This window comes from Stenotrophomonas sp. RIT-551, from assembly GCF_026241915.1.
Classification (GTDB): Bacteria; Pseudomonadota; Gammaproteobacteria; order Xanthomonadales; family Xanthomonadaceae; genus Stenotrophomonas; species Stenotrophomonas bentonitica_A.
Genome location: NZ_JAPJIU010000010.1, coordinates 145,968 through 170,689 on the forward strand (window position 1 = coordinate 145,968; position 24,722 = coordinate 170,689).

15 protein-coding genes and 1 pseudogene are annotated in these 24,722 nt (G+C 66.4%); 5 read left to right on the forward strand and 11 right to left on the reverse strand.

Annotated elements, in window-relative coordinates; translation table 11 throughout:
• Positions 1-61 precede the first annotated feature (61 nt).
• The 4 genes from ORK51_RS13265 to ORK51_RS13280 all read right to left on the reverse strand — a co-directional run bounded on the left by ORK51_RS13265 (position 62) and on the right by ORK51_RS13280 (position 6,150).
• On the reverse strand, positions 62-1,267 hold the full coding sequence (locus tag ORK51_RS13265) for an MFS transporter (RefSeq protein ID WP_019185952.1): 1,206 nt from the start codon (positions 1,265-1,267) through the stop codon (positions 62-64).
• 89 nt (positions 1,268-1,356) lie between these two features.
• Positions 1,357-4,098 (reverse strand): methionine synthase, encoded by a 2,742-nt coding sequence (gene metH / locus ORK51_RS13270; protein WP_257785243.1) that lies wholly within the window; start codon positions 4,096-4,098, stop codon positions 1,357-1,359.
• Positions 4,099-4,104: 6 nt separating this feature from the next.
• On the reverse strand, positions 4,105-5,211 hold the full coding sequence (locus tag ORK51_RS13275) for a homocysteine S-methyltransferase family protein (protein WP_070425472.1): 1,107 nt from the start codon (positions 5,209-5,211) through the stop codon (positions 4,105-4,107).
• A 9-nt stretch (positions 5,212-5,220) separates the two neighbouring features.
• Positions 5,221-6,150: an ArsR/SmtB family transcription factor gene (locus ORK51_RS13280; protein ID WP_046274305.1), complete on the reverse strand. Its 930-nt coding sequence runs from the start codon at positions 6,148-6,150 to the stop codon at positions 5,221-5,223.
• A 112-nt stretch (positions 6,151-6,262) separates the two neighbouring features.
• Here ORK51_RS13280 and ORK51_RS13285 point away from each other — a divergent pair, with 112 nt between their 5' ends.
• Both ORK51_RS13285 and ORK51_RS13290 read left to right on the forward strand, forming a co-directional pair.
• Positions 6,263-7,447, forward strand: a complete 1,185-nt coding sequence (locus tag ORK51_RS13285; protein ID WP_429000677.1) for an acyl-CoA dehydrogenase family protein — start codon at positions 6,263-6,265, stop codon at positions 7,445-7,447.
• A gap of 137 nt (positions 7,448-7,584) precedes the next feature.
• Complete coding sequence (locus ORK51_RS13290; protein ID WP_070425470.1) at positions 7,585-7,878, forward strand: hypothetical protein; 294 nt, start codon at positions 7,585-7,587, stop codon at positions 7,876-7,878.
• Positions 7,879-8,110: 232 nt separating this feature from the next.
• Here the strand turns inward: ORK51_RS13290 and ORK51_RS13295 are convergent, their stop codons facing one another.
• The 3 genes from ORK51_RS13295 to ORK51_RS13305 are packed head-to-tail and all read right to left on the reverse strand — an operon-like array spanning position 8,111 to position 13,206.
• Positions 8,111-11,284: a multidrug efflux RND transporter permease subunit gene (locus ORK51_RS13295; protein WP_046274306.1), complete on the reverse strand. Its 3,174-nt coding sequence runs from the start codon at positions 11,282-11,284 to the stop codon at positions 8,111-8,113.
• 15 nt (positions 11,285-11,299) lie between these two features.
• On the reverse strand, positions 11,300-12,577 hold the full coding sequence (locus ORK51_RS13300) for an efflux RND transporter periplasmic adaptor subunit (protein WP_019184365.1): 1,278 nt from the start codon (positions 12,575-12,577) through the stop codon (positions 11,300-11,302).
• A complete protein-coding gene (locus ORK51_RS13305; RefSeq protein WP_019184364.1) occupies positions 12,577-13,206 on the reverse strand; it encodes a TetR/AcrR family transcriptional regulator in 630 nt (209 codons plus the stop codon). Before ORK51_RS13305 ends, ORK51_RS13300 begins: the two co-directional genes overlap by 1 nt.
• 374 nt (positions 13,207-13,580) lie before the next feature.
• On the opposite strand from ORK51_RS13305, the pseudogene ORK51_RS13310 reads away from it, so the two are divergent.
• From ORK51_RS13310 to ORK51_RS13320, 3 genes and pseudogenes are all read left to right on the forward strand, one after another.
• A pseudogene (locus tag ORK51_RS13310) lies at positions 13,581-18,476 on the forward strand (NAD-glutamate dehydrogenase); the annotation flags it as partial.
• A 262-nt stretch (positions 18,477-18,738) separates the two neighbouring features.
• A complete protein-coding gene (locus tag ORK51_RS13315; protein ID WP_019184362.1) occupies positions 18,739-19,509 on the forward strand; it encodes an NAD kinase in 771 nt (256 codons plus the stop codon).
• A gap of 79 nt (positions 19,510-19,588) precedes the next feature.
• Entirely contained in the window at positions 19,589-20,536 is a 948-nt protein-coding gene (locus ORK51_RS13320) for a 5'-nucleotidase (protein WP_026069966.1), read from the forward strand.
• A gap of 99 nt (positions 20,537-20,635) precedes the next feature.
• Here the strand turns inward: ORK51_RS13320 and ORK51_RS13325 are convergent, their stop codons facing one another.
• The 4 genes from ORK51_RS13325 to ORK51_RS13340 all read right to left on the reverse strand — a co-directional run.
• The gene (locus ORK51_RS13325) at positions 20,636-21,217 is read right to left on the reverse strand and encodes a DUF2939 domain-containing protein (RefSeq protein ID WP_019184360.1); all 582 of its coding nucleotides are present in this window, start codon (positions 21,215-21,217) and stop codon (positions 20,636-20,638) included.
• Positions 21,218-21,278: 61 nt separating this feature from the next.
• Positions 21,279-21,965: a DUF2461 domain-containing protein gene (locus tag ORK51_RS13330; RefSeq protein WP_266085153.1), complete on the reverse strand. Its 687-nt coding sequence runs from the start codon at positions 21,963-21,965 to the stop codon at positions 21,279-21,281.
• The gene (sbcB, locus tag ORK51_RS13335) at positions 21,962-23,401 is read right to left on the reverse strand and encodes an exodeoxyribonuclease I (protein ID WP_266085154.1); all 1,440 of its coding nucleotides are present in this window, start codon (positions 23,399-23,401) and stop codon (positions 21,962-21,964) included. Before sbcB ends, ORK51_RS13330 begins: the two co-directional genes overlap by 4 nt.
• Positions 23,401-24,722, reverse strand: a 1,322-nt coding sequence (locus tag ORK51_RS13340) for an FAD-dependent oxidoreductase (RefSeq protein ID WP_266085155.1), incomplete at its 5' end; no start/stop codon positions are given. The genes ORK51_RS13340 and sbcB, both read right to left, overlap by 1 nt.

The window sequence follows — 24,722 nt, forward strand, 5'->3', positions numbered from 1 at the left end:
GGTTGGGGAGTCCCGAGCGTACCGGCACCAACGTGACGGCAGGGCCATGCACGGCGTGGCGCTACACGGCCCCGGGCTTCCGGCGGGCGGCCCGCAACAGCGGCAGGCTGATCGCGAAGAAGCACAGCAGGGCGCCGGCCAGCGCGAATCCGCTGGCCGCCAGGAATGCGGTGCGGCCCTGATCGATCGGCCACAGCTGGCCCGCGATCAACGCACCGAGCACACCGCCCACACCCGAGGAGAAGCCGTACAACACGCCCTGGCCGTGCCCATTGAGGCGGCCGGGGAAGTAGGTGGCCAGCATCTGCATCGCAGCGGCGAAGAAGGCCGCAAAGCCCAGTGCATGCGCGGTCTGGGCGACCAGCATCACCGGCAGGTTCTGCGGGAACAGTGCGGTGATCGCCCAGCGCACGGTGGAGCTGAGCAGGGCGATCAGCAGCATCCAGCTGGCGTCATAGCGGCGGAAGAAGCGGCCGATGGTGAAGAACACGCCGACTTCGAACACCACCCCGACCGTCCACAACACGCCCAGCGTGGAAGTCGCGTAGCCGTGGTGGTCCATGTAGACCGAGAAGAACGTGTAGTACGGGCCGAACGACAGCTGCTCCATGAAGGCGGCCAGGAAGAACGCCAGTACCTGCGGCTTGCGCACGATCTGCCAGAAACCAGTGGCATCGCCGTCGCTGCGCTGCAGGTTGCGCGCATAGCGGTTGGCGAAGCCCGAGGCCGTGAGCAGGCCGAACAGGGGCAGCATCAGCCACGGCAGCAGGTGTGCATTGCCGGCGCCGCCGTCACCTTCGATGATCCAGCCAAACAGCATCACCACCACGATGAAACCCAGCGAGCCCCACACCCGGATCAGTCCGTAGCGGTGGCTGTCGCTGCCCAGGTGGGTCAGCGTGATCGATTCGAATTGCGGCATCACTGCGTTGTAGAAGAAACAGAACGCGATCATCGCCGGGTACAGCCAGGGCTGCGGCAACGGCAGCAGGAAGGCGCAGAACGTCAGCAGGGTGAGCACGCAGCCCAGCCGCAGCCAGAAGATCGGGCGCGGCGACGCGGCGGCAATGGAGGTCCACGTGGTCGGCGCGACGATACGGGTGGCATACCACAGCCCCATCATCACGCTGATCGCGGTGACGCTCATGCCGCGCGAGGTCAGGAACAGCGACCAGTAGGGCGTGAACGCGCCGAGGGCGGCGTAGTAGAACAGGTAGAACGACGAGAGGCGGACGGCCGGGACGGCGTCGCGGGGGAGGGCGGTCATGCAGGGTCTCGGAGGGCGCGCACCCGCCAACAGTGGGTGCCTACCGTGCATTATGCCGGTAGCACCCGACCGTGGCTCGGGTGACGCGGTCATTCCGGATCGTAATCCAGGTTCGAGGCCAGCCAGCGTTCGGCCTGCACGCGATCCACGCCCTTGCGCTTGGCATAGTCCACCACCTGCTCGCGCGAGACCCGGCCGACCACGAAATACTGGCTCTGCGGGTGGCTGAAGTAATAGCCCGATACCGCCGCGGTGGGCAGCATCGCAAAGCTCTCGGTCAGCTGCATGTCCGCAGTGCGCTCGGCATCGAGCAAGTGGAACAGCGTGGCCTTCTCGCTGTGCTCCGGGCAGGCCGGATAGCCCGGGGCAGGGCGGATGCCGGTGTACTTCTCGGCGATCAGCGACTCATTGTCCAGCTGCTCATCGGGCTGGTAGCCCCAGTAATCCATGCGTACGTGCTGGTGCAGGCGCTCGGCCAGGGCTTCGGCCAGGCGGTCGGCCAGTGCCTTGAGCAGGATCGCGTTGTAGTCGTCATGGTCGGCCTCGAAACGGGCCACGTGCGGGTCGATGCCGATGCCGGCGGTCACGGCGAACGCGCCGATCCAGTCCTGCTTGCCCGTGTCGGCCGGGGCAATGAAATCGGCCAGGCAGAAGTCCGGGCGCTCGACCGGCTTGTCGACCTGCTGGCGCAGGAAGTGCAGCACGGCCGGGCCGTTGTCGGTGCGCAGGTGCACGTCATCGCCGACGCTGTTGGCCGGCCACAGCCCGAACACCGCCTTGGCGGTCAGCCACTTCTCCTCGACGATGCGGGTGAGCATCGCGCGGGCATCCTGGTACAGATCCGTCGCCTGGGGCCCGACGATCTCGTCGGTCAGGATCGCCGGGAACTTGCCGGCCAGTTCCCAGGCCTGGAAGAACGGCGTCCAGTCGATCACCTCGACCAGGTCGGCCAACGGGTAATCGTCAAGCACATGCAGGCCCGGCCTGCGCGGCGTCGGCGGGGTGTAGTTCGCCCAGTCGCCCATGAAGCGCTGGGCGCGTGCCTTGGCCAGGGGCACCAGGCGCTTGGCATCGCCACGGTTGCGGTGGCGCTGGCGGATGTCGGCGTAGTCGGCCTCGTTGGCGGCCACGAAGGCATCGCGCAGTTCGCGCGAGATCAGCGACTGCGCGACGCCGACCGCGCGCGAGGCATCCTTCACCCACACCGTGGGGGCCTTGTAATGCGGGTCGATCTTCAGCGCCGTGTGCGCACGCGAGGTGGTGGCGCCGCCGATCATCAGCGGCATCGTGAAGCCCTGCCGCTCCATCTCGCGGGCGACGTGGCTCATCTCTTCCAGCGAGGGGGTGATCAGCCCGGACAGCCCGATGATGTCCGCGTTTTCAGCACGTGCGGCGTCGAGGATCTTCTGCGCCGGCACCATCACGCCCAGATCGACCACATCGAAGTTGTTGCAGGCCAGGACCACGCCGACGATGTTCTTGCCGATGTCGTGCACGTCGCCCTTGACCGTGGCCATGATGATCTTGCCGTTGCTCTTGGCGGTGTCGCCACTGCGCGCCTTCTCGGCCTCGATGTAGGGCAGCAGGTAGGCCACCGCCTTTTTCATCACGCGTGCGGACTTGACCACCTGCGGCAGGAACATCTTGCCGGCGCCGAACAGGTCGCCGACGATGTTCATGCCGTCCATCAGCGGCCCCTCGATCACATCCAGCGGCCGCGTCGAGCGCGCACGCGCTTCTTCGGTATCCTGCTCGACCCAGGCGTCCATGCCGTGCACGAGCGCATGCGCAAGGCGGTCGTTGACCGGCTTCTCGCGCCAGGCCAGATCTTCGCCGCGCACTTCGCCTTTCTTGCCTTTGTAGCGCTCGGCGATCTCCAGCAAGCGCTCGGTGCCGTCGCGGCGGCGGTTGAGGATCACATCCTCCACGCGCTCGCGCAGTTCCGGGTCCAGGTCATCGTAGATCGGCATCGCGCCGGCATTGACGATGCCCATGTCCATGCCCGCGCCAATGGCATGGAACAGGAACACGGAGTGGATCGCCTGGCGGACGGTTTCATTGCCGCGGAAGGAGAAGGACACATTGGAGACACCGCCGGAGACGTGGCAGTGCGGCAGGGTGCGCTTGATGATGCGGGTGGCTTCGATGAAGTCGACCGCGTAGTTGTCGTGTTCCTCGATACCCGTGGCGACGGCGAAGATGTTCGGGTCGAAGATGATGTCCTGCGGCGGGAAGCCGACCTGTTCGGTCAGGATCCGGTAGGCGCGGGTGCAGATCTCGACCTTGCGTGCGCAGGTATCGGCCTGGCCGTCCTCATCGAAGGCCATCACCACCGCGGCCGCGCCGTAACGCAGCACCTTGCGGGCCTGTTCGATGAACTGCGCTTCGCCTTCCTTGAGCGAGATCGAGTTGACCACGCTCTTGCCCTGCAGGCACTTCAGCCCGGCCTCGATCACGCTCCACTTGGACGAATCGACCATCACCGGAATGCGCGCGATGTCCGGCTCGGACATGATCAGATTCAGATAGCGCGTCATCGCCTTTTCGGAATCGATCAGGCCCTCGTCCATGTTCACATCGAGGATCTGCGCGCCATTGGCGACCTGCTGGCGCGCCACTTCCACCGCCTCCTCGTAACGCTCTTCCTTCACCAGCTTGCGGAACTGCGCACTGCCGGTGACGTTGGTGCGCTCGCCGATGTTGACGAACAGCAGGTCCGGGGTGATGACCAGCGGCTCGAGACCGGACAGGCGGGTGTGGCGGGAAGACGTCATGGGCAGGCTGGCACGGGCTGGCGGAGGAAGGTCAACGACAACGGGAACGGGGAGCAGGTGCGGTCATGCCGCGTCTTCCAGCGGCGGCGCCGGCAGGCGGCGCGGCGGCAGATCGGCCACCGCCTCGGCGATCGCGCGGATGTGCGCCGGGGTAGTGCCGCAGCAGCCGCCCACCAGGTTGAGCAGGCCGGCGCTGGCGAATTCGCGCAGCGTGGTCGCCATTTCTTCCGGGGTTTCGTCGTACTCGCCGAAGGCATTGGGCAGGCCCGCATTCGGGTGTGCACTGACCAGGCACTCGGCCACGGTGGACAGGGTTTCCACGTGGGGGCGCATGTCGCTGGCACCGAGCGCGCAGTTCAGCCCGATCGACAGTGGCCGGCCGTGCGCGACCGAGGCGTAGAACGCCTCTGCCGTCTGCCCGGACAAGGTGCGCCCGGACGCATCGGTGATGGTGCCGGAGATCATCACCGGCAGCCGCCCGCCGCGGGCATCGAAGACCTCTTCGATGGCGAACAGCGCGGCTTTGGCGTTGAGCGTGTCGAAGATGGTTTCCACCATCAGGGTGTCGGCACCGCCGTCGATCAGCCCATCGATGGCCTCGCGGTAGGTCTCGCGCAGCGCATCGAAGCTGGTATTGCGGAAACCCGGATCGTTCACGTCCGGGCTGATCGAGGCGGTGCGGCTGGTCGGGCCGAGCACGCCGATCACGAAGCGCGGTTTGCCCGGCGTGGTCGCCGCTACCGCATCGCAGCAGGCACGCGCTACCGCGGCACCGGCTTTGTTGAGCTCGTAGACCAGATGCTCAAGGTGGTAGTCGGCCTGGCTGACCGAGGTCGCGTTGAACGTGTTGGTCTCCACCAGATCGGCGCCGGCCTCGAGGTATGCGGTGTGGATGTCGCCGATCACCTCCGGGCGGGTCAACAACAGCAGGTCGTTGTTGCCCTTGAGGTCATGGCCCTGTGGGGGCTCGCCGGGTGCGGCATGGTCGCAGCCGGGGCCGTGATGATGGTCGTACCCCCCGGCGAAACGCTCGCCGCGGTAATCGTCCTCCTCCAGCCCGTGCCGCTGGATCATCGTGCCCATGGCGCCATCGATGATCAGGATGCGCTGGGCCAGCGCCGTTTCCAGCGCATGCACGCGGTCGGGGTGGAGCCAGGGCAGGGATGGCATGGGCAGACCTCAGGGCTTGCTGGCAATCAGCGAAATGACTTCGAAATGCGGCGGGCGCTTCTCGCGGGTCACGGTTTCCAGGCTGGAGACGACCAGGCCGGCCTTCTCCACGAACTTGCGCAGTTCCTTGTCGCTGAAACCAAGGTTGACGTGGCCATACGCGTCCACGGCCGCACGGTGTTCGTGACGGGCCAGGCTGCACAGCAGCAGGCGACCGCCCGGGCGCAGCACGCGCGCGCCCTCGGCGACGGCCTGGGCCGGCTTGGCCGCGTAGGTCAGTGCGTGCATCAGCACCACCAGATCGAAGCTCTGGTCGGGGAAGGGCAGGGCGTGCATGTCCCCTTCGCGCACTTCCACGTTGGCCAGCCGGCGCAGGCGCTCGCTGGCAGCGGCGACCACGCGCGCGCTGGTATCGATGCAGACATAGCGCTTGGCATGCGGGGCGACCAGTTCGGCCAATACGCCGTCACCGGAGGCGATATCAAGCACGTCACCGGTTTCCAGCAGCGGCAGCGCGGTGCGCGCCAGTGCCTCCCAGGTGCGGCCGGGGGAGTAATGGCGTTCCATGTCGCCGGCGACGCTGTCGGCCCAGTTCTGGTCGGCGGCGCGGCTGGCCATCACCGCGGCCACGCGTTCAGCATCCTGGCGCAGCAGCGGATCGTCGCTGCCGGTGCTCAGGGCATGCCACAATGCGCGCTGCGCCGGATCCAGCGCGGCGTCATCGAAGCGGTAATACGCCGAGACGCCCGAGCGACGGTCGCGGACCAGGCCGGCTTCCTTGAGCCGGGCCAGATGGGTGGACACCCGCGGCTGGGCCAGCGTGGTGATGGCCGACAGCTCGGCCACGGTGAGTTCTTCCTGTTCCAGCAGCGCCAGCAGGCGCACCCGGGTGGCGTCGGCGAACACTTTCAGCCGGACGGACCAGTCCTCGAGATCCATAAATATCTACCTATCGCGATATAGAGATATTTTCGTCCTTTGGCGGCGGTGCGGTCAAGTCAGGCGTCCTCTCCCCGCCCCCCGGTACAATCGCCCGACCGGGCCGCGCGCACTGCGGCCCCTTTCACTCTGTACCCGGGAGGGTGTTGTGGATTTCAGCTTTACCGAAGAGCAGTTGATGCTGCAGGACGTTGCGCGCCGTATCGCGCAGGAAAAAATCGCGCCCAGCGCCGAACACCACGATCGTACCGGCGAGTTCCCGCTGGAGAACATCCGCCTGCTGGGCGAGAACGGTCTGATGGGCATCGAAGTGCCTGAAGAATACGGCGGTGCGGGCATGGACCCGATCGCCTACGTCCTGGCGATGGTGGAGGTCGCCGCCGGAGACGCTGCGCATTCGACGATCATGTCGGTCAACAATTCGCTGTTCTGCAACGGCATCCTGACCCATGGCAGTGAAGCGCAGAAGCAGAAGTACGTGCGCGCCATCGCCGAGGGCGAGGCCATCGGCGCGTTCGCGCTGACCGAGCCGCAGTCCGGGTCGGATGCGACGGCGATGCGCTGCCGGGCGGTCAAGCAGGCCGACGGCACTTACGTGATCAACGGCAAGAAAAGCTGGATCACCTCCGGCCCGGTCGCCAAGTACATCGTGCTGTTTGCGATGACCGATCCGGACCAGGGCGCGCGCGGCGTCACCGCGTTCATGATCGACACCGACAAGGCCGGCTTCCACCGCGGCAAGACCGAGCCGAAGCTGGGCATCCGTGCCTCGGCCACCTGCGAAATCGAGTTCCAGGATTACGTGGCGGCCGCCGAGGATGTCGTCGGCAAGGAAGGCGAGGGCTTCAAGATCGCCATGGGCGTGCTCGACGCCGGCCGTATCGGCATCGCCTCGCAGGCGATCGGCATTGCGCGCGCCGCGTATGAAGCGACGATCGAATACGTGAAGGACCGCAAGGCCTTCGGCGCGGCGATCGGCACCTTCCAGATGACCCAGGCCAAGATCGCCGACATGAAATGCAAGCTGGACGCAGCCCTGCTGCTGACGCTGCGTGCGGCATGGGTGAAGGGCCAGGGCAAGCGTTTCAGCAATGAAGCGGCGATCGCCAAGCTGACCGCCTCCGAAGCGGCCATGTGGATCACCCACCAGGCGGTGCAGATCCACGGCGGCATGGGCTACTCCAAGGAAATGCCGCTGGAGCGTTACTTCCGTGATGCCAAGATCACCGAAATCTACGAGGGCACCTCGGAGATCCAGCGGTTGGTGATCGCGCGCAACGAGACGGGATTGCGCTGAGGTTCGACGGCCACGACCCACGGTCGTGGCCTGCTGGCGGCGGCCGTCGCCTCGCGGCCGCCAGCCGGGCAGGTGCCGACCGTTGGTCGGCACGCGCGGTAGTGCAGAATATGCGGTTCCGTTCTGCAGGAGATTCCATGGTGATCTATCGAGGCGCAGGGTTCCTGACGCTGCTCACGCCCATCGCGGCCCTGCTGCTGTTGATGTGGCTGTGGCCGGATCCGAGCGTTGCCAAAGGCAACACCTCGCTGGCGCAGCTGTTGATCGGATTCGGCATCGGCGCGGCAATCAATGTGGTGCTGGGCCTGGTGCTCAATCGTGGCCCGCGCGCGGCGGGCGAGCATGCCCGCCATCATTTCTTCTACCTGCCGATGCAATGGCCGTCGTTGGCCATCGTGATCGTCTGCGCGGCGGTGGCGCTGCTGCGCTGAGAGCGCCAGGTAGTGCCGGCCGCTGGCCGGCAACCAGGCGGCCCTTCCCGGGCAACCGGAGGAGCCGGCCAGCGGCCGGCACTACCGGGATCGGTTCCGGTCAGCCACACATGGTGTGACCCGTCATGCATCACACACGAAAAAGCCCCGGCTCGCGCCGGGGCTTTTTCGTGTCAGCGTGACCACCCACGGTGGTCACCTGCGGTGGGGCAACCGTGGCTGCCCCTGTCCCTTAACGATCCGGACGGTGCGCCGTATTGGCTTCGCCCTGGCGTTCCAGGAACTCCTTGGACGGTTCGTCCAGCTTGTCGCCCAGCATGCGGCGGACCACCACGAAGAACACCGGGATCATCAGCAGACCCAGGAAGGTGGCGAACACCATGCCGCCGATCACGCCGGTACCGATCGCGTGACGTGCGTTGGCGCCGGCACCGGTGGAGATGGCCATCGGCACCACGCCCATGATGAAGGCGAAGGAGGTCATCAGGATCGGGCGGAAACGCAGGCGGGAGGCTTCGATGGTCGCCTCGCGCAGGTTCTTGCCTGCGGCCCGCTGTTCCACCGCGAACTCCACGATCAGGATCGCGTTCTTCGCGGCCAGGCCGATCACGGTGATCAGGCCGATCTTGAAGTACAGATCGTTCGGCAGGCCACGTGCGAGCGAGAAGGCCAGCGCGCCCAGGACACCCAGCGGCACCACCAGCAGCACCGCCACCGGAATCGACCAGCTTTCATACAGCGCGGCCAGGCAGAGGAACACCACCACGATGGACAGCACCAGCAGCAGGGTCGCGGCGTTGCCGGCCAGGATTTCCTGGTAGGACATGCCCGACCAGTCGTAGCCGAAGCCGGCCGGCAGGTCGTCGTTGACGATCCGTTCCATCGCCTGCATCGCCTCGCCCGAGCTGCGGCCTTCCGCCTGCGAACCGACGATGTTGACCGCCGAGTAACCGTTGTAGCGGCTCAGCGACGGCGGGGCGGACACCCACTCGGACTTCACCACGGTGCTCAGCGGAATCATCGCCTGCGTACCGTCGGCGTTGGTCTGCAGCGTGCTGGGCGTGTAGAAGCTGTTCAACGACTCCGCACCGGTGCGGTACGGACCATCGGCCTGCAGGGTCACGCGCTTGATGCGGCCTTCATAGAAGAAGTCGTTGACGTACACCGGGGCCAGCATCAGCTGGATGGTGCTGTACACGTCCGACACCGACAGCCCCATGGTCTGCGCCTGCACGCGGTCCACGTGCAACTGCAGCTGCGGCGCGTTTTCCAGGCCGTTCGGGCGCACGCCGGTCAGCAGGTCGCTTTCCTGCGCCGCCTTGCCGAGCAGGATGTTGCGGGCCTGCGTCAACTGCTCATAGCCCACGCCGCCACGGTCCTGCAGCCACATGTCGAAGCCGCCGAACTGGCCCAGGCCCTGCACGGTCGGCAGGTTGACCACGAAGATCTGCGCTTCCTTGATGCCGAAGAACGCGCCGTTCATGTTGTTGATGAACTCGGGCACGGTGATGTCGCGGTCCGCCCAGGGCTTGAGGCGGATGAAGCCCATGCCCACGTTTTCACCGGAACCGACGAAGCTGAAACCGGCCACCTGCAGCATGCCTTCGAAGCCATCCTGCTTTTCCAGGATGCCGCGCATCTGGGCGAAGGCGTGGTTGGTCTGCGACTTGGTCGAGCCCGGCGGCAGCTGCACGATCGCCAGCGCATAGCCCTGGTCTTCTTCGGGCAGGAAGCTGCCCGGCATGCGCGTGAACAGGAAGCCGCACAGCACGGTCAGCACCACGAACAGGATCATCCAGCGCGGGGCATGCTTCACCGCCGAGGTGATGTGGCCCACGTAGGTGTTGCTGACCTTGTCGTAGTACTTGTTGAAGGTGCGGTAGACGATGTTCGGGTTGTCGTTGTGCGTCGGCTTGAGGAACGTCGCGCACAGCGCCGGGGTGAAGCCCAGCGCCAGGAACGCCGAGAAGGCCATCGCGATGGCGATCGTCAGCGCGAACTGCTTGTAGATCTCACCGGCGGCGCCGCCCTGCAGGGCCGACGGAATGAACACCGCCGCCAGCACCACGGTAATGGCGACCACGGCACCGGTGATCTGGGTCATGGCCTTCTGGGTGGCGGCCTTGGGCGGCAGCTTTTCCTCGGTCATGATGCGTTCGACGTTCTCGATCACCACGATCGCGTCATCGACCACGATGCCGATCGCGAGCACCATCGCAAACAGCGTCAGCTGGTTGATGGTGAAGCCGATGATGCTCATGCCCAGGAACGTGCCCAGCAGCGCGACCGGGATGACCAGGGTCGGGATCAGCGTGGCGCGGAAGTTCTGCAGGAAGATCAGCATCACCAGGAAGACCAGCGCGACCGCTTCGATCAGGGTCTTGACCACTTCCTCGATCGAGATCTTCACGAAGGTGGTGCTGTCGTACGGCGAGAACCAGCTCACACCGGCCGGGAAGCTCGGGGCCAGTTCGTCCATCTTGGCGGTGACCGCGTTGGCCACGTTCAGTGCGTTGGCGCCCGGCAGCAGCTGGATCGCGAAGGCACCGGTCGGCTTGCCGTTGTACTGGGTATCAAAGCCGTAGTTGTTCGCACCGAAGGCGATCCGGGCGATGTCCTTGAGCAGCACGCGCGAGCCATCGGTGTTGGCGCGCAGGATGATGTTCTCGAACTCTTCCGGCGAACTGAAGCGGCCTTCGGCCGAGACCGTCGCGGTGAAGTAGTGGCCTTCAGGCGAGGGATCCGAGCCCAGCGAACCGGCTGCGAACTGCACGTTCTGGTCCTTGATCGCGGCCAGCACCTGGGTGGCCGACAGGCCGTAACCCTGCATCTTTTCCGGGTTGAGCCAGATGTTCATGGCGTACTCGGAACCGAACTGCTGGGTGCTGCCCACGCCGGGAATACGCGAGATCTGGTCGAGCACGCGCGAGCCGACGATGTCGTTCAAGGCATCGCGGTCGATCGAGGCGCTGTCGGACTGCAGGGCCACCACCATCAGGAAGCCGGCGTTGGCCTTGGCCACCACCACGCCCTGCTGGGTCACCTCGGTCGGCAGGCGAGGGGTCGCCAGCGAGACCTTGTTCTGCACCTGGACCTGGGCGATATCGGCATCGGTGCCGGTCTCGAAGGTCAAGGTGATGGTGACGCGGCCGTTGGAGGCCGAGGAGGAGCTGAAGTACAGCAGGTGATCGATGCCGGTCAGCTGCTGCTCGATCACCTGGGTGACCGACTTTTCGGCGGTGTCGGCGCTGGCGCCGGGGTAGGTGGCGCTCACCGTCACCTGGGGCGGTGCGATGCTCGGGTAGGACTCCACGCCCAGACCCAGGATCGAGATCACGCCCGCAAGCGAGATCAGGATCGCGACCACCCAGGCGAATACCGGGTGTTCAATGAAAAATTTAGGCATGACGGAGGATTCCCGTTATTGCTTGTTCGGTTCGGCAGCCGGAGCGGCGTCGGACTTCGTGGCGGCGGCATCGGCCGGGGCGGCAGCGGCGTCAGGCTGGGCGGCATCGGCCGGAGCGGCGCCTGCCGGAGCAGCACCCGCCGGAGCCTGGCCATTGCCGTTGCCGGCGGCCGGGTTCCACGGGGCGGCCTTGGCCGGGGCGCCTTCCTTGACCTTCTGCACGCCGGCCACGATCACCTGGTCGCCGGCATCCAGGCCACCGCTGACCAGCCAGTTGCTGCCCTGCTGGCCTTCGCTCTTCACGTTCTTGCGGATGACCTTGCCATCCTTGCCGACCACCAGCACGTAGCCGCCGGTGGTGTCGCGCTGCAGCGCCTGCAGCGGCACCAGGTAGGCGTTGTTGCGCTCACCCAGGGTCGCCTGGAAGCTGACGAAGGCGCCCGGCAGCAGGATCTGCTGCGGGTTGGGCAGCACCGCGCGCAGCGAGACCGCGCCGGTGGCCGGGTCGACCGTGGTCGAGGAGAAGTCCAGCGTGCCCGGCTGGTCGTAGACGGTGCCGTCGGCCAGCTTCACCTGCACGGTGGACTTGCCGTCCCCGCTCAGGGCCAGTGCGCCCTTGGCCTGGGCCGCGCGCATCTGGGTCAGCTCATCCACGCTCATGGAGAAGTTCACGTACAGCGGGTCGAGCTGGTCCACGGTGGTCAGCAGGGTGACATCGCCCTGGCCGACCAGTGCGCCTTCGGTGACCTGCTGCTTGCCGGCGCGGCCGCTGATCGGCGAACGCACTTCGGCATAGCCGAGGTTGATCTTCGCGCTGGCCAGCGAGGCCTGGGCCTGCTGCACCGCCGCGGCGGCGGTACGCTCGGTCGCTTCGGCCGCGTCCAGATCGGACTTGGAGACATAGGCCTGCGGGGCCAGCGAGCGGGCGCGGTTGGCCGCGGCCTTGGCGTTCGCGGCGGTGGCCTGGGCCGAGGTCAGCTCGGCCTGCGCGGCGTTGAGCGCGGCGCGCAGCGGTGCCGGATCGATCAGGAACAGCACCTGGCCTTCCTTCACATCCGAGCCTTCCTGGTAGACGCGCTTGAGCAGCACGCCCGGCACACGGGCCCGGACATCGGCACTGCGGTACGGCGACAGACGGCCGACCAGCTCACGCTGCAGGGGCAGGGTCTGGGGCTTGGCCTCGATCACGCCCACTTCCGGCGGCGGCGGGGCCTGCTGCTCTTCCTTCTTGCAGGCGGTCAACGCAAGGGCGACTGCGCACGTCAGGGCAAGGGTGCGGAGTGGGGCGATCATCAGGAGAAGCTCCGGTGTTGGTTTGAATGCGAAGCCGTGGCGGCTTCGGGCGCAGCGAACGCGCGCAGGAAGCTGTCGACGGAGAATTCTGCCCAGCGGCGCCGCACGGTGGCGTCAGCGCGATGGGGGATGTGGAAGCGCTGTTTTTCGAAATCCAAGCCGGCGATCATGCTCAATAGCAGTTCAGCCATGAAGTGCGGGTCGTCATGCCTCAATTGGCCTTGCGCGGACCGGGTTGCCATCCATTCAGAAACATGAAGTGCCAGTGCCCCGGCGCCGTCCTGGTAAAGGGTGCGGGCTTCCTGGGGGAACTGGCTGGATTCTGTTGCGATCAGCCTCCGGGCCTGGACCACGTGGGGCTGATTGAAGTGATCCAGGTAATCGTTGGCGAACTGCAGCAGGCTGCCACGCAGGTCATCACCATCCAGTGAGCGCAGCCCGGCGGTCGCGCGGCACACATGCCGCTGCATCACCCGGCGCAGGAGTTCCTGCTTGCTTCCATAGCGGCTGTAGAGGGTCTGCTTGGAGCAGCCGGCGTGCTGGGCCACCGCGTCCATGCTCAGCTGCATCCCCTGGCTGGCCAGCAACTCGCGCACGGCATCGAACACGCGATGATCGCGCGCGTCCATCGTGCTGGCGGCGGGGTGTGGGGGAGTCACGCGGTGGACTATACCGTCCAGTTCAGAATTGTAGAAGCCTTGTCTTTCGGTGCGTTTTGATGACCAACGTCAAGTTGCAACCGAAGCGGCCGATGCTGCGACGGAGGAAGCGCCGATGCGCTGATCCGTACGTCGCCGAATTGACATCGCCGATGTAAACGGGACCCAACCCGAATCACCTTATTCCGTCCTGCAGCAAGGTATTTCTGTGCGGTAGGCCTACAATTTCATTTTCCCAACTGAGCAACACGCACCGCTCCGTCATGAAACCGCAAAAACCAGCAGCCAAGACCGTGAAAAACAAATCCAAACCAGCCGATACGCAGACTGTTTCGCCAGTGGGCTTCTCGCTGGAGCCGGTGTACACGGCCTTGCGCAAGCGCTACCCGTCGGCCGGGCAGGCCGAGGCAGTGGCTTTTGCCGCCGACTTCTACAAGCGCATGGAGGCGGACGAGTTCCCGCACCACAGCGCCGAGGAGTGGGCCGCACTGGCAGCGGACACGCTGGAATTCGCGCGTGTGCGCAAGCCCGGCAAGGCCAACGTCCGCGTGTTCAACCCGACGCTGAAGGGCAACGGGTGGGAGTCGCCGCATACGGTGCTGCAGATCGTCAATGACGACATGCCGTTCCTGGTCGACACCGTCACGATGTCGCTGGCCGAACACGGCGTTGGCGTGCACGTGCTGGGTCACCCGGTGATCCGCTTCGCGCGTGACAAGGCCGGCAAGCTGACCACCGTCAGCGACGGCACCGCCGAATCGGTGATGCTGCTGGAAATCGACCGTCAGCCGGCCGAAGCCATGGCCGACGTCGAGAAGGCGATCATCAAGGCGCTGGACGAGGTGCGTGCCATCGTCCGCGATTGGGACGCGATGCGTGCCAAGGCGCAGAGCCTGGCCGACGATCTCGGCAGCCGCCAGCTGCCGGTCGATGCCGCCTCGCGCGCCGAAGCACAGGAATTCCTGCGCTGGGCCGCCGACAATCACTTCACCTTCTTCGGTTACCGCGAGTACCGCGTCGAGAAGCAGGGCAAGGAAGAGGTGCTGGCGCCGTTGAACGACACCGGCCTGGGCCTGATGCGCGGGCAGGACAAGTCCGCCGCGCGCCCGGTCAAGACCCTCGCCGCGCAGGGGCTCAATGCCACCTCCGGTTTGAAGGACGCACTGATCCTGACCAAGACCAATGCCCGTTCGCGCGTGCATCGCGCCGGTTACATGGATTACATCGGCGTGCTGGAGTTCGACGCCAAGGGCAAGATCATCGGCGAGCAGCGCTTCCTGGGCCTGTTCACCTCCAGCGCCTACAACCGCCGCCCGTGGGAAATCCCGCTGGTGCGCCAGCGCCACGAATATGTGATGAGCAAGTCCGGCCTGGCGCCGAGCAGCCACAGCGGCAAGGCCCTGCGCCACATCCTGGAAACCCTGCCGCGCGAAGAACTGTTCCAGTCCAGCGAGGACGAACTGTTCCGCACCGCCATGGGCGTGCTGGGCCTGCAGGAGCGCGTGCGCAGCCGCCTGTTCCTGCGCCGTGACAAGTACAGCCGTTTCATCTCCGCGCTGGTGTACCTGCCGCGCGAACGCTTCAACACCGATGTGCGCCTGCGCATCGAAGCCATGCTCAAGGACGCCCTGCAGGGTGAGTACGTGGACAGCTCCGTGGTGCTCGGCGAATCGCCGCTGGCCCAGGTGCATCTGATCGTGCGCCCGAAGGCTGGCCAGACCCTGGAAGTGGACACCAGCGAACTGGAGCAGAAGCTTGCCCAGGTGCTGCGCAACTGGCAGGACGATCTGCGCGAAGCGCTGGTCGCCCGTCATGGTGAAAGCGAAGGCCTGCGCATCGCCGCGCGTATCGGCAAGGCACTGCCGGCCGGTTACATCGAAGACTCCAGCACCGAGATCGCCGCCAACGACGTCAGCCAGCTGGATGCGCTGACCGGCCCGGACGATCTGCGCCTGAGCCTGCAGGCCGTGCAGCGCGAAGGTGGTGAAGGCCTGCGCCTGAAGCTGTATCGCCAGCTGGATGACATCCCGCTGTCCGACGCCCTGCCGATGATGGAAAACATGGGCCTGCGCGTGATTGCCGAGCGTCCGTACCGCCTGACGGTCGACAACGCGCCGGTGTACGTGCAGGACTTCGAAGTGGAATCGGTGGCCGGTGCGATCGATGCACCGAGCGTCGATGAAGCCTTCGGCGAGACCTTCGCCCGCGTGTGGCATGGCGATGCCGAGAACGACGGCTTCAACCGCCTCGTGCTCGCTGCCGGCCTGCACTGGCGCCAGGTGGCGATGCTGCGCGGCTACTGCAAGTACCTGCTGCAGACCGGCGTGCCGTTCTCGCAGGCCTACGTGGAAGGCACCTTCACCCGTTACCCGCTGCTGGCCCGCCTGCTGGTGGAGCTGTTCGAAGCCCGCTTCGACCCGGCCACCGGCAACGAGAGCAAGGATGCGATCGCCGAGGGCCAGGCCCAGCTGCGCGCACACCTGACCGTGCTTGCCGGTGGTGACGAAGCCACCCTGAAAGTGCTCAAGACCGTGGTCGATGCACGCAAGGGCGACCGCACCGTGCAGATGGATGCCGCGCGCGATGCGCTGCTGAAGCTGATGGACCGCGTCTCCAGCCTGGATGAAGACCGCATCCTGCGCAGCTTCATGGGCGTGATCGATGCGACCCTGCGCACCAGCTACTACCAGACCGATGCCGAGGGCCGCCCGGGCCACGTCATCAGCTTCAAGTTCGATTCGGCGCTGGTGCCGGACCTGCCTAAGCCGCGCCCGTACCGTGAAATCTTCGTGTACGGCCCGCGCGTGGAAGGTACCCACCTGCGCTTCGGCGCGGTGGCCCGTGGTGGCCTGCGCTGGTCGGACCGTCGCGAAGACTTCCGTACCGAGGTGCTGGGCCTGGTCAAGGCGCAGATGGTCAAGAACACCGTGATTGTGCCGGTCGGTGCGAAGGGTGGCTTCTTCGCCAAGACCCCGCCGGTGAACGGCGACCGCGATGCGATCTTCGCCAACGGCGTGGCCTGCTACAAGCTGTTCATCCAGGGCCTGCTGGACATCACCGACAACATCGTCAACAACAAGATCGTGCCGCCGGTGGATGTCGTGCGCCATGACATGGACGACCCGTACCTGGTGGTGGCCGCCGACAAGGGCACTGCGACGTTCTCCGACATCGCCAACGGCCTGGCCGTGGCGCACGGCTTCTGGATGGGCGATGCCTTCGCCTCCGGTGGCTCGGTCGGTTACGACCACAAGGGCATGGGCATCACCGCGCGCGGTGCGTGGGAGTCGGTCAAGCGCCACTTCCGTGCGCTGGGCCGTGACAGCCAGAGCCAGGACTTCACCGCGGTCGGCGTGGGCGACATGTCCGGCGACGTGTTCGGCAACGGCATGCTGCTGTCGCGCCACATCCGCCTGGTCGCCGCGTTCGATCACCGCCACATCTTCCTGGACCCGAACCCGGATGCGGCCACGACCTTCGTCGAGCGCGAGCGTCTGTTCACCGTGCCGCGTTCCAGCTGGGCCGATTACGATGCCAAGCTGATCAGCAAGGGCGGCGGCGTGTACCCGCGTACGCTGAAGTCGATCGAGATCACCCCGCAGGTCCGTGACGTGCTGGGCCTGGACGAGGGCATCAAGTCGATGGCCCCGAACGATCTGATGAGCGCGATCCTGAAGGCACCGGTCGATCTGCTGTGGAACGGCGGCATCGGTACCTACGTCAAGGCGGCCAGCGAGCAGCACAGCGATGTCGGCGACCGCGCCAACAACGCGCTGCGCGTCAATGGCGGCGAGCTGCGCTGCAAGGTGGTGGGCGAGGGCGGCAACCTGGGCATGACCCAGCTGGGCCGTATCGAAGCTGCCCAGGCCGGCGTGCTGCTCAACACCGACTTCATCGACAACTCGGCCGGTGTGGACACCTCCGACCACGAAGTCAACATCAAGATCCTGCTCAATGATGTGGTGCGGGCCAAGAAGTTGACCGTCGAGCAGCGCAACAAGCTGCTGGCCTCGATGACCGACGAAGTGGCCGCGCTGGTGCTGATGGACAACTACCGTCAGAACCAGGCGCTGAGCCTGATGGAACGCATGGCGGTCAAGCGCCTGGGCTCCAAGCAGCACTTCATCCGCACGCTGGAACAGCAGGGGCTGCTGGATCGCCAGATCGAGTACCTGCCCTCGGATGCGGAGCTGTCCGCGCGCAAGGCGCGTGGCCAGGGCCTGACCCGTCCGGAGCTGTCGGTGCTGTTGTCCTACTCCAAGCTGGTGGCCTTCCAGCAGCTGCTCGAGTCGGACATCCCGGAAGACCCGTACCTGTCCAAGGAACTGCAGCGTTACTTCCCCACGCCCCTGCAGAAGAAGTACGCCGACGCGATGGAGCGTCACCGCCTGAAGCGCGAAATCATCGCCACGGCCGTGACCAACCAGACCATCAACCGCATGGGCGCCACCTTCCTGATGCGCATGCAGGAAGACACCGGCCGCACCGTGGCCGAGGTCGCCAAGGCGTACACGATCAGCCGTGAAACGCTGGACGCGCGCGCCCTGTGGGCACAGATCGACGCCCTCGATGGCACGCTGCCGGAGTCGGTGCAGATCGACGCACTGGAAGTGATCTGGAAGCTGCAGCGCTCGTTCGTGCGTTGGCTGCTGTCGCGTCCGGGCGCCATGCCGGGCATCACCGAAGCCGTCAACCGCTACCAGGCCGCGTTCAACGACATCCGCGACGCCTCGGGCGTGCTGCCGGATTCGCAGCGCCCGGCCTACGAGGCGAGCGTGCAGGAGTGGAAGGACAAGGGTCTGCCGCCGGCGTTGTCGCAGCAGCTCTCGGAACTGCAGTTCCTGGAGCCGGCGTTCGACATCATCGAACTGGCCCGCACCCGCAAGCTCAAGCCGGTGGACGTCTCCAAGGTCCACTTCCGCCTGGGCGATGCCCTGCAGCTGCCGTGGCTGTTCGAGCAGATCGACGCGCTGGAGGTCAATGGCCGCTGGCACGCGGTGGCCCGTGGCGTACTGCGCGACGAGCTGGCCGCCCACCATCGCAACCTGGCTGCCCAGGTCCTGTCGATGAAGGGCAGCAGCGCCGAAGCCAAGGTCGCCGCCTGGATGGGCCGCGATGACAGCAGCCTGCGCTTCACCCTGGCGATGCTGGCCGAACTGGCCGAGCAGAAGACCTTGGACTACCCGACCGTTTCGGTCGCGGTGCAGCGCCTGGGCCAGCTGGCTTCGCATGGTGCGTAAGCGCATTCGCGCTGACGCCCCACGGTTTGCTCTGCAGACCGTGGGCCCCATGCAAACCCTGCGTCCAGACCCCCGCGCCTTCGGCGCGCCCCCCTGACTCAGGGGGGCTCTGCTCCAGAGGGATGGGCGGGGTCTGGTAACTGCATTGCATGAGAAACACACGGCTCCGCTTCGGCGGGGCCGTTTTTGTTTCCGTTCGTGCAGGCCCGCGACCGGCACGAACGGTTATGCTCTTGCCGGCATACCCCACCCGGATTCACCGATGAGCGACACCCCCCGTATCGCCTTCCTGGCCAGCTCCACCGAAGCGGCGCAGCTTGCGCTGGCACAGATGCGGGCGCGTTATGGCGACTTCGCGCCCGAGCAGGCCGAGGTGCTGTGCCCGCTGGGCGGTGATGGTTTCCTGCTGCAGACCCTGCATCGCTATGGCGCGCTGGGCAAACCGGTGTTCGGCATGAAGCTGGGCACGGTCGGGTTCCTGATGAACCAGTTCCGTGATGACGACCTGCCGGCACGCTTGGCTGCGGCCGAGCCGGCCAACCTGCGCCCGCTGGAGATGCTGGCGCTGACCGAGTCGGGCACCACCACCGGCTCGCTGGCCTACAACGATGTCTCGCTGCTGCGCCAGACCCGCCAGGCCGCGCACATCGGCATCGACCTCAATGGCCAGGAACGCGTGGCCGAGCTGATCGGCGACGGCGTGCTGGTGGCCACCCCGGCCGGCAGCACCGCCTACAACTATTCCGCGCACGGCCCGATCCTGCCGCTGGGCTCGCACACCATCGCATTGACCCCGCTGGCCCCGTACCGCCCACGCCGCTGGCGCGGTGCGATCCTCAAGGCCGACACGGAAGTGCGTTTCCGCGTGCTCGACCCATACAAGCGCCCGGTCAGCGTCACCGCCGATTCGCACGAAACCCGCGATGTGGTGGAAGTCACCATCCGCGAATCGCGCGAGCGCCGCGTCACCATGCTGTTCGACCCGGAGCACAATCTGGAAGACCGGATCCTGAGCGAGCAGTTCATGTTCTGAGGGCGCTTGGCCGTGGCGGCCATGCTCTGTGGGAGAATGGATGGCCGGCCGCTGCGGCCGCATTGGATTGCTGATTGCCATGGGCGACAACACCCCCCGTTTGCTGACCGTTGCCGTGACCTCGCGGGCCCTGTTCGATCTGGAAGAGGGCCATGCGCTGTTCGAGGCCGAAGGCGTCGATGCCTATGCCGAGTACCAGCGCAAGCACGAAGACGATGTGCTGCGCCCCGGCGTGGCCTTCCCGGTGGTGCGCAAGCTGCTGGCGCTCAACCAGGGCCAGTCGCCGGAACAGCCGCGGGTGGAAGTGATCCTGCTCTCGCGCAACTCGGCCGACACCGGCCTGCGCATTTTCAATTCGATCCAGCACTACGACCTGGGCATCATCCGCGCGACCTTCACCGCAGGTGAGCCGACCTGGCCGTACGTGAAGCCGTTCGGCACCGATCTGTTCCTGTCGGCCAACCCGGAATCGGTGCGCCGCGCATTGCTGCACGGGATCGCCGCGGCCACCATCCTGCCCAAGCCGCCGGGCGAGACGATTGCCGCGGCCGAGCAGGTCGATCTGGGCCGTCCGCTGGGCCAGCTGCGCATCGCCTTCGATGGCGATGCGGTGATCTTCGGCGATGAAAGCGAGCGCATTTCGCGCGAGCAGGGCGTGGAAGCGTTCGGTCGCCACGAGCGGGAAAACGCCCGCGAGCCGCTCAGTGGTGGCCCGTTCCGCAATTTCCTCTCGGCCCTGCATACGCTGCAGGCCGTGTTTCCCTCAGGCGAGGATGCGCCGATCCGCACCGCCCTGGTGACGGCGCGCTCGGCGCCGGCGCACGAGCGCGTGATCCGCACCCTGCGCGAGTGGGGCGTGCGTCTGGACGAAGCGCTGTTCCTTGGCGGCCGCCACAAGGGGCCGTTCCTGGAAGCGTTCGGCGCGGACATCTTCTTCGATGATTCCCAGCACAACATCGACAGCGCGCTGCAGCACCAGAGCGTGGCGGCCGGGCATGTGCCGCACGGGGTCGCCAACGGCGGTTGATGCGGCGCCCGGATGCACCTGGGGCCCCAGGTATCCGCCAACGGTGGCGCCCATGTACTTACCAACGGTGGCGCCGATGTACCCACCAACGGTGGGTACCTACCGGATCGGCAGGACCGACGGGGCGGTGGTGTCAGGATTCAGCGGCAGGCGGATGTCCACCAGCCGCCAGCGCAGGCCCGAACGCTGCAGGATGAACACCACCGGTGCGCCCTGCGGCGTGTAGGTGGTGGCGGTAAAGCGCGACAGCGAGTCGAAATGGTGGGTCGCCCCCTTCAGCGGGCGCGCCGGCCGTGGCGCCGCGTAGGCATCGTTGCTCGGGCTGTCCAGGTCATTGCTGGCCCGCTTCCACAGGGTATGGCCCTCCAGCAGCGCGCCGATGCCGGTCGGCGTCACCAGCGCATCCACGGCGGTCGCGCTGAGCCGGTCGCCGGCCGAGAGCAGCAACGCGCCAAACAGGCTGGACTGCATGTCCGGACCGGCGCGACGGACCACGTAGTCGCTGAGCTGGGCGCGCAGGTTGGCGCGCAGCATCGGGAAATCCACGTAACGGTCGAGCCTGGCGGTATCACGCTGTTCGATCGCGCGGCTGAGGCCGTGCACGGTCACGTAGGGCCCGCTGAACACAATGCCGGCCAGCACCAGCAGCACGGTGACCAGCAACCAGAGCAGTTTCTTCATCGGGTCTGCCTTGTCGTCATGGTGCCCAGCTTGCCGCAGCGGACGTCAGCGCACGTGAAGCTCAGAATTCCAGGTCCAGCGCCGCGCACAGGTAGTCCACGAATGGCGCCAGCGTGACCAGGTCGGCCGCGATGGTCTGGCGCAGCCGCGGGCCGGTCATCGTGGCATCGTCCAGCGAGCGCCAGAACACCCAGTTGCGGTGCTTCAGATCGTCGATGAACTCGAAATCCGGCTCGAAACCCCGCGGGGCACGGACCAGCTTTTCGCTTTCCTCGAAATCGAACTTTTTGCGCAGCACCGGGGAATGCGCGGCCGCCTTCCAGCTGCCGGGATTGTCTACGATGAAGTGGCGTACCTTGCGCTGGGTGGCCGGCTCGGGATGCCATAGCCCCGCGCCGACGAAGCTCTCGCCTGGCTGCAGGTGGATGTAGAACGACGGGGCCGGCACCTGCTTGCGCCGCTCATGGAACAGGCGCGCGCCCTGCCAGCTTTTGTAGGGCGATTTATCGTTGGAGAAGCGCGCATCGCGGTAGATGCGGAACAACGAGCCACCCACGGTGCGCGGGTCGGCGCGGAAGTGCTCGCTGACCGCGGCCAGGTCCGGCTGCAGATCGGTGATCAACCGCAGGAACGGCTGGCGGACATGTTCTTCGTACTTCGGCTTGTGTTCGTTGAACCAGGTCTTGTCGTTGTTGCGGGCCAGGCCACGCAGGAACGTGAAGGTGGCCGGGCTGAAATACTTGCTCATAGGCTGCTCTGCAGGTGGGTGCCCCAGTCGCGCAGCTGCTGCAGCAGGGCGAGCTTGCCGGCATCGTCGGCATGCTCTGCGGCCAGTGCATCCAGCTGCGCGGTGAACTGCGGCAGGGTCTGTTCGCCCAGCGACGCATCGCCGAGCAGGCGCTGGCGACGATAATCGTTCCAGCGTGAGCGCTCGGTGGTGTCCAGGGTGTCCAGATGGTTGCGGGCGCGGTACCGGAACAGCAGTTCGGGCATGCGCGGGTCACGCAGGCGCTCGGCGAAGCTGGCCAGCTCGGCCGGCGGGCTGGTGCGGATCCGCGACATCAGGGATTTGTCGCCGTCGGCCAGGAAGCCGTCGTACAGCGAGGCATCGACATCGCTGGGCGCCAGGCTGCGCTCGCCCGAATACACCTGGCGGACCTTCTCGGCCAGCGCCGGTCCGATCTGGCGCAGCCGCTCGGCCTTGGCCTCGATCGCGGCCGGGTCGATCCCCAGGCGTGCATGGTCGGCCGGGCGCAGATGGTTCCATGCGACCAGCGCCGGCACCTTGTTGAGGTGCACTTCCTTGAGCGGCACGCGCTGCTCGCCCTCGGCCATGTCGGCCGCGCGGGTGTACAGGCGCGCGGCGATGGTTTCCGGCGGCAGCTCGAGCAACGGTTCGATATCACCGTCCAGGTCGAGCGCGATGATGCGGTTGTTGATGAAGGGATGGCGCGCCAGTGGCAGCACCGGCGCGGCGCACATGCGCTGGGCCGGATAGCGCATCGAGATGTGCAGCACCGGCTGCATCGCGTCCACATCCAGCAGGCCGCCGACGAAACGCTTGTCACGCAGCTTCAGCGCGTAGTCCCACAGCCGTGGCTGCGCCTGCTTGAACAGCTTCGCCAGCCCGATCGTCGCGTACACATCGGACAATGCTTCGTGCGCATCGCCCTGGCGGACGTTGTTGGCCACGGCCAGATGTTCCAGCTTGAAGGAGGTCGCGCCATCCTCGCGTTGCGGCCAGACAATGCCGTCCGGGCGCAGCGCGTGCAGCAGCCGCATCATGTCCAGCAGGTCCCAGCGCGAATTGCCGTTGCGCCATTCGCGCTCGTAGGGGTCGTAGAAGTTGCGGAACAGACCGTGGCGGACGAACTCATCGTCGAAGCGCAGGGTGTTGTAACCCAGCGTGCAGGTCCCCGGCCGCGACATCAGGTCGTTGATGCGCGCGAATGCCTCGGCCTCGGTGACCCCGGCGGTGAGGGCATGCTGCGGGGTGATGCCGGTGATCAGCGTGGCGACCGGCGAGGGCAACAGGTCGTCGGCCGGTTTGACGTAGAAGCTGACCGGCTCGTCGATGGTGTTCAGATCGGCATCGGTGCGGATACCGGCAAACTGCGCGATGCGCGTGCGGCGCGGGTCCTGGCCGAAGGTTTCCAGGTCATAGAACAGGAAGCTGTCGGCCATCAGTGCGCGCCCTCCAGGACTGACAGTTGTTCGTGGACCAGGCGCTCAAGGGCGGCCCAGTCGATATGTGCCAGGCTGTCGTGCCCGGCGGTGGCGTCCTCCAGCATGCGCCGCTGCAGCTCGGTGCGGGCCAGCGCTACGGCATACGGGGTGCGCAGGAAGGTGACCATCGTGTAATGCGGCACGAAGCGGGTCGGCCACCGCGCCTGCAGCGCCTGTTCCAGTTCGCGCTGCAGCAGGAACTGCGGATCGGCCACGCGGTCGCGCATCTCCAGGTAGTTTTCCAGCGCCATCTGCTGGATCGCTTCGGCGTTCGGTTTGCGGTCGGTTTCGAAGGCGGCGAAGGCCTCGGCCAGCGAGTCCTGCTCCAGCAGATGCGCGGCCAGTGCGATGCAGTCTTCGAAGGCGCAGTTCATGCCCTGGCCGTGGAACGGGACCATCGCGTGCGCGGCATCGCCGATCAGCACCGCGCGGCCCTTCATATGCCAATGCTTGAGGTGCAGCGTGCCGAGCAGGCCCGGCGGGTGCTGCTCCCAGTCGCGGCGCAGGTTCGGGATCAGCGCCAGTGCATCGGGGAAGTCGCGCGCGAACAGCGCCTCGGCCTCGGCCCCGCTGTTGGTGGTGGCAAAGCTCGGGTCGCCCTCGTTGGGCAGGAACAGCGTGACCGTGAAGGTGCCTTCGTCGTTGGGCAGCGCAATGCACATGTAGTGCCCGCGCGGCCAGATGTGCAAAGCATTGGCCTCGATCCGGAAACCACCATCGTCGGTCGGCGGGATCTCCAGTTCCTTGTAGGAGTGATCCAGGAAGGCGATGCGCTCGTCCAGCGGCTGCTTGCGGTTCATCGCCGCGCGCAGCGCCGAGCCGGCACCGTCGGCGCCGATCAGGGTATCGAAGCGGATATCGTGCGGCTGGTCGTCGCGGTCATCGATGAAGCGCGCGTAGCCGGCATCGAAATCCACCGTATGCAGGCGACGGTGGAAATGCACGGTCGCGCCCGCATCCTCGGCCAGCTGCAGCAGGGTGGTGTTGAGGTCCTTGCGGTGGATCGACCAGATCACTTCGCTGTCATCGCGGCCGTAGCGCTGCAGCTGCGGTTCGCCCTCGCGCGGGTGGATCATGCGCCCGCGCATCATCACCGCCTTGGCCATGACCGCGTCTTCGACACCAGCTTGGCGCAGCGCATGGCGGCCACGCTCGGCGAGCGCCAGGTTGATCGAGCGACCGGACTCGTAATCGCTCACGCGTGGGTCGCCGCGGCGCTCATACAAGGTGATCTGCCAGCCCTGGCGGGACAGCAGGATGGCAAGCAGCGAACCGGCCA

Bases quoted from the DNA above. Each gene is read 5' to 3' on its own strand.
- ORK51_RS13305 (WP_019184364.1), bottom strand. From the start codon at position 13,206: ATGGACGCGCGCGATCATCGCGTGTTCGATGCCGTGCGCGAGTTGCTG.
- ORK51_RS13330 (WP_266085153.1), bottom strand. From the start codon at position 21,965: ATGAGCAAGTATTTCAGCCCGGCCACCTTCACGTTCCTGCGTGGCCTG.
- ORK51_RS13265 (WP_019185952.1), bottom strand. From the start codon at position 1,267: ATGACCGCCCTCCCCCGCGACGCCGTCCCGGCCGTCCGCCTCTCGTCG.
- ORK51_RS13295 (WP_046274306.1), bottom strand. From the start codon at position 11,284: ATGCCTAAATTTTTCATTGAACACCCGGTATTCGCCTGGGTGGTCGCG.
- ORK51_RS13280 (WP_046274305.1), bottom strand. From the start codon at position 6,150: ATGGATCTCGAGGACTGGTCCGTCCGGCTGAAAGTGTTCGCCGACGCC.
- ORK51_RS13275 (WP_070425472.1), bottom strand. From the start codon at position 5,211: ATGCCATCCCTGCCCTGGCTCCACCCCGACCGCGTGCATGCGCTGGAA.
- ORK51_RS13290 (WP_070425470.1), top strand. From the start codon at position 7,585: ATGGTGATCTATCGAGGCGCAGGGTTCCTGACGCTGCTCACGCCCATC.
- ORK51_RS13325 (WP_019184360.1), bottom strand. From the start codon at position 21,217: ATGAAGAAACTGCTCTGGTTGCTGGTCACCGTGCTGCTGGTGCTGGCC.
- ORK51_RS13320 (WP_026069966.1), top strand. From the start codon at position 19,589: ATGGGCGACAACACCCCCCGTTTGCTGACCGTTGCCGTGACCTCGCGG.
- sbcB (WP_266085154.1), bottom strand. From the start codon at position 23,401: ATGGCCGACAGCTTCCTGTTCTATGACCTGGAAACCTTCGGCCAGGAC.
- ORK51_RS13300 (WP_019184365.1), bottom strand. From the start codon at position 12,577: ATGATCGCCCCACTCCGCACCCTTGCCCTGACGTGCGCAGTCGCCCTT.
- ORK51_RS13315 (WP_019184362.1), top strand. From the start codon at position 18,739: ATGAGCGACACCCCCCGTATCGCCTTCCTGGCCAGCTCCACCGAAGCG.